General features: G+C 41.5%; 11 protein-coding genes and 1 other annotated feature (1 of these 12 only partly in view). Of the genes, 4 read left to right on the forward strand and 7 right to left on the reverse strand.

What is annotated here, in order from left to right; all coding sequences use genetic code 11:
* Nucleotides 1-54 precede the first annotated feature (54 nt).
* From MHH49_RS28035 to MHH49_RS28045, 3 genes are all read right to left on the reverse strand, one after another.
* Nucleotides 55-942 (reverse strand): carbohydrate ABC transporter permease, encoded by an 888-nt coding sequence (locus MHH49_RS28035; RefSeq protein ID WP_076101717.1) that lies wholly within the window; start codon nucleotides 940-942, stop codon nucleotides 55-57.
* A 12-nt stretch (nucleotides 943-954) separates the two neighbouring features.
* Nucleotides 955-1851: a carbohydrate ABC transporter permease gene (locus MHH49_RS28040; RefSeq protein WP_428323518.1), complete on the reverse strand. Its 897-nt coding sequence runs from the start codon at nucleotides 1849-1851 to the stop codon at nucleotides 955-957.
* A gap of 81 nt (nucleotides 1852-1932) precedes the next feature.
* On the reverse strand, nucleotides 1933-3324 hold the full coding sequence (locus MHH49_RS28045) for an ABC transporter substrate-binding protein (RefSeq protein ID WP_076104299.1): 1392 nt from the start codon (nucleotides 3322-3324) through the stop codon (nucleotides 1933-1935).
* Nucleotides 3325-3586: 262 nt separating this feature from the next.
* Here MHH49_RS28045 and MHH49_RS28050 point away from each other — a divergent pair, with 262 nt between their 5' ends.
* Both MHH49_RS28050 and MHH49_RS28055 read left to right on the forward strand, forming a co-directional pair.
* Nucleotides 3587-5215: a response regulator transcription factor gene (locus MHH49_RS28050; RefSeq protein ID WP_076104300.1), complete on the forward strand. Its 1629-nt coding sequence runs from the start codon at nucleotides 3587-3589 to the stop codon at nucleotides 5213-5215.
* Between the two features lie 5 nt (nucleotides 5216-5220).
* The gene (locus MHH49_RS28055) at nucleotides 5221-7026 is read left to right on the forward strand and encodes a cache domain-containing sensor histidine kinase (protein WP_339826014.1); all 1806 of its coding nucleotides are present in this window, start codon (nucleotides 5221-5223) and stop codon (nucleotides 7024-7026) included.
* Between the two features lie 2 nt (nucleotides 7027-7028).
* Here the strand turns inward: MHH49_RS28055 and MHH49_RS28060 are convergent, their stop codons facing one another.
* Nucleotides 7029-8600 (reverse strand): ABC-F family ATP-binding cassette domain-containing protein, encoded by a 1572-nt coding sequence (locus tag MHH49_RS28060; protein WP_076104302.1) that lies wholly within the window; start codon nucleotides 8598-8600, stop codon nucleotides 7029-7031.
* A 167-nt stretch (nucleotides 8601-8767) separates the two neighbouring features.
* Here MHH49_RS28060 and MHH49_RS28065 point away from each other — a divergent pair, with 167 nt between their 5' ends.
* Nucleotides 8768-10981 carry a pectate lyase family protein gene (locus MHH49_RS28065; protein WP_256715452.1) on the forward strand — a complete coding sequence of 738 codons (2214 nt, stop codon included), beginning with the start codon at nucleotides 8768-8770 and terminating at the stop codon, nucleotides 10979-10981.
* An 828-nt stretch (nucleotides 10982-11809) separates the two neighbouring features.
* On the opposite strand, the gene MHH49_RS28070 is transcribed toward MHH49_RS28065, so the two are convergent.
* Both MHH49_RS28070 and MHH49_RS28075 read right to left on the reverse strand, forming a co-directional pair.
* Complete coding sequence (locus tag MHH49_RS28070; protein WP_076101707.1) at nucleotides 11810-12931, reverse strand: DUF4179 domain-containing protein; 1122 nt, start codon at nucleotides 12929-12931, stop codon at nucleotides 11810-11812.
* Nucleotides 12924-13460 (reverse strand): sigma-70 family RNA polymerase sigma factor, encoded by a 537-nt coding sequence (locus MHH49_RS28075; protein WP_036686352.1) that lies wholly within the window; start codon nucleotides 13458-13460, stop codon nucleotides 12924-12926. The genes MHH49_RS28070 and MHH49_RS28075 overlap by 8 nt, the downstream gene beginning before the upstream one ends.
* Before the next feature lie 223 nt (nucleotides 13461-13683).
* Between MHH49_RS28075 and MHH49_RS28080 the strand changes: the two genes are divergently transcribed.
* Entirely contained in the window at nucleotides 13684-14067 is a 384-nt protein-coding gene (locus MHH49_RS28080) for a winged helix-turn-helix transcriptional regulator (protein ID WP_036686351.1), read from the forward strand.
* 150 nt (nucleotides 14068-14217) lie between these two features.
* Here the strand turns inward: MHH49_RS28080 and MHH49_RS28085 are convergent, their stop codons facing one another.
* On the reverse strand, nucleotides 14218-14643 hold the full coding sequence (locus MHH49_RS28085) for a hypothetical protein (protein ID WP_036686349.1): 426 nt from the start codon (nucleotides 14641-14643) through the stop codon (nucleotides 14218-14220).
* Nucleotides 14644-14840: 197 nt separating this feature from the next.
* Nucleotides 14841-14900 (forward strand) — a binding site (T-box leader); it runs 223 nt beyond the window's last position.

Below are 14900 nucleotides of genomic sequence, written 5' to 3' on the forward strand. Positions count from 1 at the left end.
TTACAGCCTCCGTCGTTTAATTCATACTACTAATTTTCGTTGTTATAAGAATAATTAACCTTTTACAGCCCCCATAGTAATCCCTTGGGTAAAGGCTTTTTGGAACATTAGAAAAATTGCAATCATAGGAATAGAGGCTAACGCAGCACCCGCCATAAGCAGTCCATAGTTTGTTGTGAATTCACCCCGAAGAGTCGCTACCCCAAGTGGCAATGTCATCATTGAAGTCGATCTGGTCATGATCAGCTGACTGAAATAATCATTCCAAGAAGTGATGAAGGTAAAGATGGCCAGTGCCCCTATTGCAGGTTTTAACAAAGGTAAAATGATGGTTCCGAACAAACGAATCTCAGAGCTGCCATCTATTTTGGCTGCTTCAATCAATTCTCCTGGAATGGTCTGCGCGAACTGCTTCATTAGGAAGACTCCAAATGGCCAGCCAATCGCCGGTAAAATAAGCCCTTTATACGTATTGACCCAACCAAAATCTGCAAGCATCGTAAACAGCGGGACAAGAATAACTTGCTTAGGCAATGCCATTGCGGCAACAAACATCGTAAAAATAATCCCTCGGCCAGGAAAAGACTTTTTGGCAAGCACATATCCAGCACAGGAAGAAACGATACAAATCGCTGCCATTTCACAAAAAGCAATGATGAAACTATTAAACATCCAGCGCTCAACAGGATTCTTAAATAACTCGGTCCAGTTTTGCAGAGTCGGCTTAGCCGGAAACCATTCCGGGGGGATCGTTGTTGCTACAGTCTGAAGCTTAAATGCCCCTGAAACCACCCAATAAAAAGGGAAGATAAAAAACAACGTTGCCAGAATCAACAGGATGGTGGCTAATATTTTTGGAATCGTCAATTCTTTTTTCCATCTGCTTACTTTCTTAGATTGGCCAATAGGTGCTCTCAGTTCTAACGGATTCGTAGAATTCATGATGTCCCCTCCTTAATACTCAACATCACTGCCAAAGTATTTGAATTGAATGATAGAAATGATCCCGATCACAATCGCAAGGATGACACCCATCGCCGAGGCATATCCAAAATGACCGAGCATAAAGGCTTGTTCGTAAACGCCATACATTACAGTCGATGTGCTATACACAGGTCCACCCGAGGTGAGCAGCTGAATTAGCGCAAAACATTGAAAGGTGTTGATCGTGGTAATCACGATAATATATAAGTTCGTTGGCATTAGCATTGGCCATAATATTTTTCGGAAAATCTGCCAAGGCGTCGCTCGATCAATCTCAGCTGCTTCTATGTAAGAAGTAGGAATGTTCCCAATAGATGCCACATATAAAATGATCGGCTGCCCTACAGAGGTCGTTATCAGAACCACGATAATTGCAAGCAGTGCAGTCCTCGTATCTCCTAACCAGGATATAGGCTCCATTCCCAAAAAGCTGGTTAAATAATTTAGAATCCCATAGTTCGGATGATAGATCCAGCCCCAAACGACTGTGATACTTACGACCGAGGATACAGCCGGCAAATAGAACACTCCGCGGAAAAACGATCTGGCAAACTCTTTTTTCTTATAAATATTCATAGAGATAAATAACGAGAAAATAATAACGATGGGTACGGTGATGAGTACAAGCAATAATGTATTTCCCATCGACTTCCTGAAGTTATCATCTTTTATTAAGGAGATATAATTATCGAGGCCAATAAAGCTGAAATCTCTCAACGAATAATCGAAGAAACTAATATAGACCCCTTTCACCATCGGATAAGCTACAAAAAGCAGGAAAAACCCAAATGCCGGCACTAAAAAGAGATAACTCATCATCCAGTCGCGAATCACATAACCTTTTATTTTGCGAACCGTTGTCCCCACAGTCCTTCCCCATTTCTTCGATGATTTAAAAAGAAAAGAGTGCTTCCCGCACTCTATTCTTTTGGACACCATTCACTTTTTTTATTTCATTGCAGCCTTTGCTTTCGTAATCGCTTCGTTTGCTTTTGCAGCAAAGCTGTCCAAAGCTTCTTTACCGGTTGCTCCTCCAGTTAAAGCACGTTGTAATTCAGGGAACCAGAAAGTACGAATATCAGCATATCCATCGGCAATGGTAGGTGCATCTGTTGTGAATTTACGAGCATACTCAGCGTATTTGTACTCTGCATCATCATAGAGGCCTGTAATCGAATTACGAACAGACAGACCACCTGTTTGAATCAAGTTTTTCTTACCCCATACAGGGTCATTAGCGATAAAATCAATCAGCTTCTTAGAAGCTGCAATCTTGGCATCATCACCATTATTGAATACAGCCATACCACCGAGGTAAGGTTCAAGCTTAGGTTCCGATCCATCTAAAGTAGGGAAAGGAAGCAGAACATCTTCGAATTCAACCATTTTTTTAGATACGTTCTGAGCTTTAAGTACTGCAGAATAGTTAAGTGTAAAGGCTAATTTTCCTTGCAAAAATAAGTCGTTCACGTCAGCAGCCGCAAGGGAAGCCGCACCAGAAACGCTAAGTTTATCTTTTGTAGCTTGAACGATCCAATCCAACGCTTTCGCAGCATTATCAGTATTGATCGCGACTGCGGAATTATCTTCATTTAGAAATCTGGATACACCTAAGTTAGCAAGATATGCGCGAGTTCCTTGATCTCCAGCTTGGCTCTTCGCGAAGAATCCGGTAGGGATAACATCAGGTGCTTTTTCTTTAACAGCTTCCAGCGCTTTCTTATATTCTTCAAACGTCCAAGTTCGATCTTCCTTATCCAGAGGAAGCAAATCTAACGCGCCAATCTTCTCAAAAACGGTCTTGTTTACCGCCATCATAAAAGGAGCTGTATTGATCGGGTACATAAAGATCTCATCGCCAACACTAGACTGCTTCCAAAAGGCTTCCGAAATATCATTTTTCACTTCATCGGTCACCATATCATTAAGAGGTGCTAATAAGTCCTTTTTACCCCAGTCAATAATCCGTCCAGGAGCATCATAAATTACATCAGGTGCGGTATTCGAAGCAATCGCCACATTCAGTTTTTCAGGGCCGCCTTCAAAGGTGATCATCTCAAGGTTGACTTTAATTTCCGGATTCTTCTCATTAAAAGCTGCAATGATTTCCTTCTCATATTTGCCAACTTCACCATCTAAAGCTTGAAAGCTCGGAAAATTCCACCATGTTATTTCTACTGGTTTAGCAGCAGTCTCAGTGGCCGCGGGCTCACTCTTATCAGTATTTTTACTTGGTTCATTGGCGGAATTCGCTGTATTCGTATTTCCGCATGCAACTAACTGTGTACCTAAAAGTGCGACACCAACAATGCTCATTAGCCCTTTTTTCATTGCTCTCATGTGCTACCCCCTATTATTTTTGTGGAATAAAATGCTTTATCATTCCTTGCGCTAATCATAAATCAATTATAAATTTAGGAGAATCCCACTCCTTTTACATTTAGGGTCGTATTCTGACCTATACCTTCTTTCAGTCCCTCTTCAATGTTATAATACATTACATATTTCACCTATAATTATTTTAATTTTTAGCTTATAACTTACATTTGATGGTATCGATGTTGAATAATCCACTATAAATCTAGTCTTCCGGAGGGATTTCATGTACAAGCTTATGATTGTAGAGGATGAACCGTTAATACGGACGGGATTAAAACATTACTTTTCGTGGCAGGAGCTTGGTGTTCAGAGTATTGTTGAAGCGGAGAATGGAAAAGAAGGCTTCGTTACCGCACTGCGTGAGCAGCCAGATTTAGTGATCACTGATATTCGCATGCCCGAAATGGATGGTCTTCAGATGATCGAAGAGCTTCGCCAATTCCTTCCTGATACTTTGTTTATCATTTTGACGGGATTTAATGATTTCGAATACGCTCAACGAGCCATCAAACTTGGGAGTGTACATGCTTTTTTGCTCAAACCTTTGGAATATGAAGAAAGTCTAACCGTGATTCAAGAATGCATGAACAAGCTGCAACTTAAACAACAAGAACAAAGAAAACGTTCTACTCTGGAAGGCTCACAACTTATAAAGCTACTACTGGAAGAAGAACAACCTGCAATGGACACTAATTTAATCGCTGAATTATGTAGTTTCAAAAGTAAACATTATTTGTATCTCCCTTTTGTTTTGGCAGGTTTCCTTATCAGAGAAACTCCTTCACAATCCACCTTGTGGATGAGAGAACAGGCTACTAAGTTTATACATCTTGCTACGGAGGCCTATCTCCCGGCAGATCTGCCAAGATCTATTTTTACATATTCTGCTAAATCCAAACTATACGGGCTAATAGTCATGGGATCACAGACTGCAACGAGCACTATCCCTTTTGAGACACAAGTACTTACTGAACTCGATCAGCATTTGAACAAGCTTACACTAGAACATCATTTTGCCCTTTATCTTGCTATAGGCACAGTAACGAACGAACTATCTCAAATCACTTCATTACTTCACGAGTCTGAAAAGCTGTTATATCAGCGCTTCTATCAGAAAGAGCGCAATATATTCCATATCTCATCCATAAAGGCTGGCGCCACAGCTACTAAACCAACACTTATTCAACTAGATGACAACGATAAGAAACGAATAATCTCCTGCATCGAAAACGCCAATAAACAAGAGATATTGCAATTAACGCAACGATTGGCACAAGATATTTTGCATAAAACAGATGGCTCTTCTACTGATCTATGGCTTGCGTATTTACAAGAAATTATAAGTGTCATTATCCGCTTCGCTAATAAAAATCAGATTCATATGGATGGTGTGTACAGCGATAAACTCTTAAACCTCACTTTTGTAGAGGATTTCCACTCCCTTGAGGTCATGTTCGAGTGGCTGGGGAATTGGATGGTTCATTTGGGAAACATTTATACCGAAGGTCTGACGGATAACCATCAGCAGGATGTGATTATCTTTGAACATATTAAATCCTTCATTAGAGCTAATATTGATCAAGATATTACTCTACAAATGGTAGCGGATCGATTCTTCTATAACCCTTCTTATTTAAGTCGTCTGTTCAAAAGAAAACTCGATAAGAACTATATGCGATTTGTAACCGAAATCCGTATGGAATACGCGCAGGAATGCTTAAAAAAACCGGAGATTCTGGTGACCGATGTCTGCACAATGTGTGGTTACAAAAGCTATAAGCATTTCGTTAAAACGTTCCGGATTTTTACCAACATGACCCCATCAGACTATAGAAAACAATCGGGGTGGTAAGCAAAATGATGCAAATTAACCAGCCAAAAAAACGTTATCGGATGCGGCATGTCAATCGGCAGATTTTTGTGCTGATGATCCTGACCATTACCATTCCTTTGCTGATTATATCCGCGATTATCTATATTTTTTCAAATCAAGCCGTCAAAAATGAATATCAAAGCAGCTCTAATCTCATCCTTAATAATCTTTCTTTCAACATCGACCAGTATCTGCAAAGCATTGAAAAAGGGACCCTTAATGCCCAAGTAGATAGTCAATTACAAACCGCCCTCGAGCATTGGACTATCAACAAAGATAATATCGGGAATGATCTAAGTATTCAGTATGGAAACACGATTGAACAGTTCATCAGCGGGATTGAAATGACGATTAAAAATGTCGACAGTGTGCAGATTTTCGCGGGGTCACGTGTATTCTACTCCGCCAATTTCAATCGTGCGGATTATGATGTGAAGGACTACACCCAAGAGGATTGGTATTTACAGACGCAACAAAAAAAGGGTGGTGTAATCCTATTTGGAAGTCATCTCCCATTCTATCGCACCAATTCTAAACAATCCGTCATCTCCATCGCCAGAGTCATTAATAAAAAAGGAAGCAAGCAGCCCTTAGGTGTCATGTTAATTGATATCCGGCTGGATTCATTACGTGAAATCTTAAAGCTGTCCGAGAATAGCAAGCGGAAATTCATTATTTTAGACGATAAAGGAGGCAACGTTTATAGCTCAGATTCATTGGAGACGAGTCCTTTAGAGCCTATCCCCATCGACAAACAGGCGCTTAATACTTTTATGAAAAACGACGCCGGAAGCTTATATGGTACTTTTGATGACAAGAATTCGTATATTAATTTTGTTACTTCTCCTTACTCCAACTGGAAGGTCATTCAATATATTGATGAAAAAGAGATGACTAAGCAGGCTTCTTTTCTTGGCAAAATCATTTTAACCTTAGCGCTCTTATCGCTTGTCACTGCACTCTTATTTATGTATATCCTCTCGGAACGCGTAACCAAACCTATTATTCTGTTAAGCCGGAAGGTGAAGCTGGTGGGGATGGGTAATTTCGATGTGGATTTGTACAGTAACCGCCAAGATGAATTTGGGGTTCTATATAATGGAATTCGTAAAATGGTAAAAGATTTGCAAAACTATATTGAGCGATCATCGATGGCCAAGGCACAACAAAAGGTAGCCCAGTATGGTGCGCTAAAAAGCCAAATCAATCCTCATTTTCTGGCAAATGTCCTTGAATCAATTCAAATGAAAGCCATCATCAATGGGCAAAGAGAGATTGGCGAGATGGTGGGAATCGTGGGCAGATTGTTTCGGATTCATATTCAGACTGGGAAAATCACCGTTACCCTGCGCGAAGAACTTGAGCATGTCCGGCTATATGTGAAAATTCAGCAGTTACGTTTTGGGGATAAATTACAGTATATGGAACAGCTAGATCCGCAATGCGAGATCGTTAAGGTCATGCACTTCTCCTTGCAGCCCATCGTAGAGAATGCTATCGTACACGGCCTAGAAAGTCGCAGTGAACCAGGTCTGCTTGAGGTATCCTCGGTGATATCGGGGGATGATATGCTGATTATCGTTAAAGATAACGGCATTGGCATCGAGGAAGAGAAACTTAAACAGCTTCGTTTCCGTCTCTCTCAACCCTCAGATACCTTAGATGAGGAACATATTGGCATTAAAAATGTTCATGATCGTATTCAATTTCATTTTGGCGAAAAATATGGAATTGAAATTTCCAGTCACGTAGGGGAAGGAACGACAGTGATCATCCGTCTTCCCGCGTAATCCTAGACATTTTGCTCAGTAATGCCTAATTCAGGATCAAAGGTGAGCATTTTCGTCGCTATTTTATCAATAAAAAACCGATCATGACTAACTGTTACTACAGCGCCAGGAAAATGAATCAACGCCTGCTCCATCACCTGAATACTAGTTAAATCCAAATGGTTAGTGGGCTCATCTAAAATAATGACAGCAGCTCCGGAGAGAAGGCATTTCGCTAAAGCCACTCTGGCCTGCTGTCCACCTGAAAGGCTGCCAATCGTTTTACTCAGATCCATTTCCGAGAATTGCAGCATCGATAGAAATTTATTCACCTTTTTCCGCGGTGCGTCCAGTCCCAGTCCATAAACATTTACGGCATGGCTGACAGTATCTTTATGATCCAGCTCATCCCACATCTGATTAAAGTACGCATAGCTGACCCCGCGTTCCCAAGTCACTTCCCCCGATTCCGGTGCTTCTTGTCCAGTCAGTACTTTGATGAGTGTCGACTTTCCGCTGCCGTTCGGACCCACGATTGCTATCCGGTCTTCCTTTTGAATATCGAAGCTAATGTTCTGGAAGATGGAGCGGCCATCATAACTTTGTCCAACCCGCTTCACTTCCCCCAGCTTGTCAGGAAAACGTAAATTGCTATAGATATCAGTGATTAATACGTTAACTGGATGAGGTTCCACTCGTTTTTTCATATCCGTTAGCTTACGCGAAAGACGATCCTTAGAGGACTTCTTACTACCGCGGTTTTCTATGGCCTCAGACTCCATAAGGAGAAGTTCTTCTTCCCACTCAAATTGCCGATCGAGCACTTTTTTGCGCATCTTCTTTTTACGAACGTAATCGGTATAATTCCCTTCATATTCCTGGAAATGATAGTTCTCGATTTCTATCGTCCGCGTGACCACTCTGTCAATAAATTGCCGATCATGAGAGACCAGAAGCATCGCCCCATTGAAACGGTGCAGCCACTGCTCCAACCATACGATCCCTTCCATATCCAAAAAGTTAGTAGGCTCATCGAGCAATACAACATCAGGTCCTTCAATTAAGACTTTAGCCAGTGCCGCGCGGTTCCTCCAGCCTCCGGATAACTCCTCTACAGGTTGATGCCGCGATCTCTCATCGAATCCTAATTTAGTCAGCACCGTATTGATTTCCACAGATACATTCCAGCCATCCAAATGCTCCATTTGTCCAAAAAGCTCAGCTTGGCGCTCTAAAAGTACATTCATCTGGACATCATCCGACACCTGCCCAAGCTGTTCTCCTATTTGGTTAAGCTCCTGTTCAATGCGTGCTACCTCTTCGAAGCAAAGTTCTAACTCTTGTTGTACAGACAAAGACCCGGAAAGCTCCGAAAATTGAGAGAAGTAGCTGATCTTCACATTGGGATCTAATTCTACTTTTCCTGCCGTTGGCTCCTCTTTTCCCATTATTAGCTTAAAAACAGTAGATTTACCTGCTCCATTTCGTCCGATTAAGCCAATACGTTCACCCTTGCTCACACGAAAATAAATATCTCGAAAGATCAATGTATTCTCATATTTCTTAGTTACGTTCTCCATTCGGATTACGCTCAAGTCTATCACTCCTAGTTCGTATAGATCAGAATTCATCGTTGAATACCCAAAAAGCTATTATAGCACTAATTAAAAAAAGGACTTTATAATCATATTATTACTTATATTTATTTCCGATATATGTATTTATATTAATATAAATTTATAAATACATAAGGAGGATTACAATGAGTTTGCTAAAATCATTCAAGAAAAATGTGAGTGTTATTATGTGCATTACCCTGCTATTTTCTCTTTTTATTGTGTATCCGGCAAGTGCTTCTACCTTCTTCCAAGACCGCTTTGAAGAGGGCGATAATCTATGGACATCCACTAGTGGGAATTGGACTATTGTTGAGGACGAAGGCAACAGCGTATATTACCAGTCTGCCACAAAAGAAGGACGTACTTCTGCAGGTGATTCAGCCTGGAGCGATTACACTGTGGAAGCGGATGTAAAAGTAGTTGATTTTAATGGCTCAAACAGAACTTATGTTGCAGGCAGATACATAGATGGAAATAATTTTTATGCAGCTTCTTTGTATAATAATAATGATGGCATGCTGGAAATCAGAAAAAAGGTTTCTGGATCTACTACAACTTTGACCAGCAAACCCTACACTCTGCAAACAGGAGTTTGGTATAATGTAAAACTTGAAATGAGCGGAAATACCATCAACATGTATGTAAATGATACGCTGGAGCTCTCAGCTTCCGATTCCAAATTAAAAAAAGGTACAGTAGGGCTCGTTACCTTTAAGACAATTACGATGTTCGACAACGTGACCGTTTCTGACACCAATGGCACTACACCGACTCCGACTGTCACGCCGTCACCAACTGCTATACCGACTCCGACTGCTATACCAACACCAACTACAATACCGACTCCGACTGCTATACCAACACCAACTGCTACGCCGATACCGACTGCAATACCGACTCCGACTGCTACACCAACACCTACTGCTACGCCGATACCGACTGCAATACCGACTCCGACTGCTACACCAACACCTACTGCTACGCCGATACCAACTGTTTCACCAACGCCTACACCGGTACAGGTTAGTGAATATGATTTGGCTGGGTTTGCCACAGGAACAACAGGTGGTGGAAATATCCAAGAAACCAGTCCACTCTATAAAAAGGTATATAGCGCAGAAGATCTTGCCACTGCACTGAGAAAAGGATCCAAAATAAAGGTTATTGAAATTATGAACGACTTGGATCTGGGATGGAATGAAATTTCTGATGCGGCAAAGATCTCCCCATTTAGCGCTCATAACAGTGCTTTAACACATCCCGTATTAATAGAGACTGGTGTCAGCAAAGTGTCTATAGACAACTTCGACGGTTTGACCATTTTCTCTGCTAAGGGTGCAACCCTTAAACATGCCGCTTTTACTTTTAAAAGAAGCTCTAACGTCATCATCCGCAACCTTGAATTTGATGAGCTGTGGGAATGGGATGAAGCAACCAAAGGAAATTACGATAAAAACGACTGGGACTACATCACCATTGAGAATAGCAACAACGTATGGATCGACCACTGCACCTTCAATAAATCTTATGACGGAGTTGTCGATGTTAAAAAAGGCAGCAACGGCGTCACCATTTCATGGTCTTCCTTCTTAGGGGATGATAGAAACGCAAACAGCTGGGTTACTCAGCAAATTAATGCTATGGAAGCCAACAAGGCTGCTTATCCCATGTACGCTTATTTAAGAAGCAGCTCAGTTGGCCTAAGTAAAGACGACATCATTGCGATTGCCGCTAGTCAAAAAAAGGGCCATTTAATAGGCGCAACAGAATTTGCAGCTGATAATGCGCTTCTTTCTGTGACGCTCCATCACAACTACTATAAAGATATACAAGACCGCATGCCCCGCCTTCGTAGTGGTAATGCGCATGCCTATAACATTGTAATGGACAACGAAGATACCAGATTGGCTAAAAAACGTCTAACCTCCGCTATGGAAAAAGCGATCTCAAGCAAGGGGTATCATTTCGGGGTTACAAGTAACGGAGCAATCTCGACAGAAGGAGGAGCTGTATTACTTGAAAGTTCTGTAATCATTGATGTAGTGAATCCACTTCGCAACAATCAAGCGGATGCGAGTAATAGCAAATATACGGGTGCAATCGCAGCTTTAGATACGATCTATTCACTAGATGGAGCAACATTCAGAGGAGACAGTACATCTAAGAACAGCCCTCTCTCCCCTGCACCCGCTGCCGTTAAAGCATTTGCATGGAACGGATTCACAACACTACCTTATAGCTACACTTCAGATGACCCAGTTAGTCTAAAATCTAGACTTACCGCTGTTGACGGTTCAGGGGCTGGCAAATTGTCCTGGTCAAACGAGGAATGGTTGAAAACAAGTTACAGTAACTAATTCGACTAATGCGACTAACTAATCACTGAACACATACTCCCATAACTACAACGAGAAAAGTTACTAACTTAGTTGCCACATTAGCGCCACCTTTGCACCATATTAGCGCCATATTAGCGCCAGATTAGCAAACTTTTGTACCGCACTAACGCCGCACTAACGCCACTTTTGTTCTGCCGAAATAGCTAAGACGCTCAGACGGTGATTTACTGTTTACTGTGCAGTATTTACGAGGTCAGACGGTTCGGACTCAGGAGCCCTTATTTCGAAGAATCCGGGCATTTCGCAGTGCTATCGGACTCAGATGCAGCTATTCAACCCAATATGCTTAATTTTGGTGTGGATTTAGACCAATAAGAGCTATGCAGTCCGAAAACTCAGCAAAATGGTCAAAAAAGCCAAAATAGTTGCAATACAGTCCGTTAGGAGTGTTACGCGCGTGAGGAACATGAGGAACATGAGAAACCTGAGAAACGTGAGGAGCCTGTGAAACATGAGGAGCCTGTGAAACGTGAGGAGCCTGTGAAACATGAAGAGCCTGTGAAACATGTGGAGCCTGTGAACATGAAGAGCCTGTGAAACATGTGGAGCCTGTGAAACGTGAGAAGCCTGAGGAACATTAAGAGCCTGTAGCCCGTGAGGAGCATTATGCACATACAGTCCAAATAGGAGCATTAGGAGTTTGTTCTCATTAACAAGTGATGCGTTTGGTGTTAATGGTAACTCACAAAGTTAGTATAATGTCCCAACAATAACAAAAAGGCCGCAACCAGCGGCCTTTTTCTATATTACGACTTCCAACGCATATTCACTAATATCGCTTACCGCTCATTTTTTCAGAATATCAATATACTCTTCTTTCTCTCGATCTGCCCCCGCACTAAGCTTCAAACGCAGTGACTTCGGGTGATCCAACACATTACTGCTGAAGTAACTTATAAATCCATCATCAGCTCCACTACCAGAATTCGGATTAATTTTAATGTCGTGCTTCCCAACCTGCGCAGTTAATTCATAGGGGAGCTTTTGAAACAGTTCATTTCGGACGATCCAATCCGTTTTCAATTCCTCATTTATCGTAAATTTGAGCGCTATGCTTAACGGAGAAAGCTCGACTTCGGCTAGTTTTACTTCCTGTCCGTCAATTATGAAAGGGTGGTCAACAACTAATGTCTCCGTCTTCAGCTCCCAAAACTTAGGATCAATAGAGAAGTTCACTTTTAAACGATCAGAATACCGCATGTCGGATAAAACCGTTCCTGTTTTCGGTTTACTTAACATTCCCGGATCTACAGAGGCAATCTGAAAATCCGCCACTACGTCTGTTGGCCTTGGTTTATTTCGGTCCAGTGAAAATACAGTTTTGCCGAGCCAAGTATATAGGGTTCCCTCTGCGTGTGCTCCCATTCCGCCTCTATTCCCATTCTCCTCCATTACATCTCGTCCAGTTTCAGCATCTGTCAGCTTCACACTATTTACACTGTACACTTCCTGACCATCACTTGTTGTTCCTGTATACAGCAGCATGATTTTGTTTTCATCAGCAAGCACAGCATTCAGAGTAATTTTATATCCATTTGATTCAGCACTCTTATTAACGATTTGTACATAATCATTCCGGATTGCAGACTCTAAAGTAAGAGCATCAATATCAGCTGCAGCCAATGTTTTAAAAGGCTCCAACACGCCCCGATCGAATGTTTCAGCACTCGAAGTCCCTTGCTGTGGCATCAGCTGGGTTGGATTGAAGAACAGCAGGCCCGCTATCATCACTGCAGCCGCCAGCACAGACATCGCGCTTTTTGTGAACATTAACCTTCTGCCACGTTTCTTGCCTAATTCCAAGCCTGCTTGGATCGCATAGATTTGAGCGGCTGCATTCTCTATTTTTTGTTCTTGTGGGATACGTTCGGCATCGCTTAACATGGCAAGCTCCTCTTGACTACTCATTGTTCCATTCACCCCGATTCTTTATGATGGTTCGCAACTGCTTGAGCCCTTTATGTTGCCAAGTCTTAACCGTTCCCTCGGGTTTATTCATAATGTTAGCGATCTCAGTCAAGGTCATATCGTTGTAGTATTTTAGCAGCAGCACATGGCGATACTTGGGCTTAACCTGCTCAAGTGCCCACAACATTTCCATCCGATGATGGCCAATATGTGTGACCTGTTCTCCTATTCTTTCATCTACCAGCGGCATGGAACGTTTTCTTCGTCTTTGTTCATCTATACAGACATAAATTAGAATTCGAATAATCCATGATTTGAATGCTTTGGGGTCCTTTAATGTTTTTCTTTTAATCCAGGCCCGGCAAGTCATTTCCTGCATCGCTTCCAGCGCATCGTTTCGGTTCCGCAAGTAACTATAAGCAATACTGTACAGTTGTTCTCTATGTACCAATATCGAATCGTAAAAATCCGTCTCGCTCCGAGTATCAAGAATCGTTACTTTTTTCATTTCTGCATTAGTCATCGTCATGTCCTTCCTTAGCCTCCCCTCTTCAACCTTTCATAGATTAAGACGGGGGAGGTATAGAAACGGTTTTTGTTTCGTTTAACTTTTTTGCCCAAAGCTCTCTAAATTATAGCATTCTATAAAAATTGAACGAAAAATGTTATGATAGGTTAAATTGGACATAATCAATAGTACGCACTTAAAAGTGCCATAGGTACTAAAAAGTACCCATACCTTGGAGGTTATCATGACAACAACACCAACAACAACTGTCAAGAAAAAATACAATATTTCTGTTGAAGCCACACTAGAGGTCATCGGAGGGAAATGGAAATGCGTAATTCTATGTCATTTAACTCATGGCAAAAAACGCACCTCCGAGTTAAAACAGTTGATGCCCGGCATTACTCAAAAAATGTTAACCCAGCAGCTACGCGAGCTTGAGGCAGATGGAATCATCAACCGAATTGTTTATAATCAGGTTCCACCAAAAGTAGAATACGAGCTTAGTGAATATGGTGATAGTTTAAGCGATATTTTGACTGCATTATGTAATTGGGGAGAACAACATATCATTAAGCAATTCGGCGATAAATACGCTGTTTTAGAGGATAACATTTTAAATAAATAAACCGCTCTATCAAGGGTATGGTTGGATATTTATGCTGCTAGAGTTGTACTTCAATTATACGTTCATGAAAAAAGGACAGCTGAATCAGATCGATTCAACTGTCCAAAGCTTTGATTCACCCGTCCCTTGAATGGCGCACAGGAACATAACTTAAATTACGCCCTCTCCTCCAATTGCAGTTGCTGTGAATGATATGGGTCCAAATAGATTTATAGGCAAGTTGCTATCATTCTGAATTACCAATTCATAGTTGTGGACTCCAATATAAGCACCATCAACCCACTGAGCACTTAATTGAATATCAGTAATTGTAGTAAAACGATAAAAGGATCTATAAATATCGACTCCAGCTCGTCGGATGATAACAAGAAATTGGCTATTAGCAAGTGCAGTAAGACTAAAACTACCATTTAACTCGACTCTACTGGAGAAAGAAGCCGGATTAGCCGGACTAATATTTACTTGCGCTGTGGCTAGACCCGCTCCAGCTCCAGGAATCCCTGCAACCGTTATAGCTGTAGTAAACGGATCTAACGGGATTTTTGCCTGTGACCCATAACTTATTATTGTCGCCATTTATCATCACTCCATTTCAAGGTTATAGAGTAGTATATTGTGAATCCGCAATGATAGATTGGACTAAATTCCTGATGATTATATACATTTAAGGTATACTTTGCTATATCATATAAACCTAGATACCTCATCAATCACCATACGATTTCCACTCATTGACAACACCCCTGTTCAGAATTACAATAATTCACATATCATGAACAACGATGACAAAGGGTAAGTAGACAGACGAACATGGTCTTCAGAGAGCCGGTGGT

Source organism: Paenibacillus sp. FSL F4-0122 (assembly GCF_038002845.1).
Classification (GTDB): domain Bacteria; phylum Bacillota; class Bacilli; order Paenibacillales; family Paenibacillaceae; genus Paenibacillus_AQ; species Paenibacillus_AQ odorifer.

Coding starts and splice junctions, on each gene's coding strand:
- MHH49_RS28080 (WP_036686351.1), top strand. CDS start 13,684: ATGACAACAACACCAACAACAACTGTCAAGAAAAAATACAATATTTCT.
- MHH49_RS28050 (WP_076104300.1), top strand. CDS start 3,587: ATGTACAAGCTTATGATTGTAGAGGATGAACCGTTAATACGGACGGGA.
- MHH49_RS28085 (WP_036686349.1), bottom strand. CDS start 14,643: ATGGCGACAATAATAAGTTATGGGTCACAGGCAAAAATCCCGTTAGAT.
- MHH49_RS28045 (WP_076104299.1), bottom strand. CDS start 3,324: ATGAGAGCAATGAAAAAAGGGCTAATGAGCATTGTTGGTGTCGCACTT.
- MHH49_RS28065 (WP_256715452.1), top strand. CDS start 8,768: ATGAGTTTGCTAAAATCATTCAAGAAAAATGTGAGTGTTATTATGTGC.
- MHH49_RS28075 (WP_036686352.1), bottom strand. CDS start 13,460: ATGACGATGACTAATGCAGAAATGAAAAAAGTAACGATTCTTGATACT.
- MHH49_RS28035 (WP_076101717.1), bottom strand. CDS start 942: ATGAATTCTACGAATCCGTTAGAACTGAGAGCACCTATTGGCCAATCT.
- MHH49_RS28055 (WP_339826014.1), top strand. CDS start 5,221: ATGATGCAAATTAACCAGCCAAAAAAACGTTATCGGATGCGGCATGTC.
- MHH49_RS28070 (WP_076101707.1), bottom strand. CDS start 12,931: ATGAGTAGTCAAGAGGAGCTTGCCATGTTAAGCGATGCCGAACGTATC.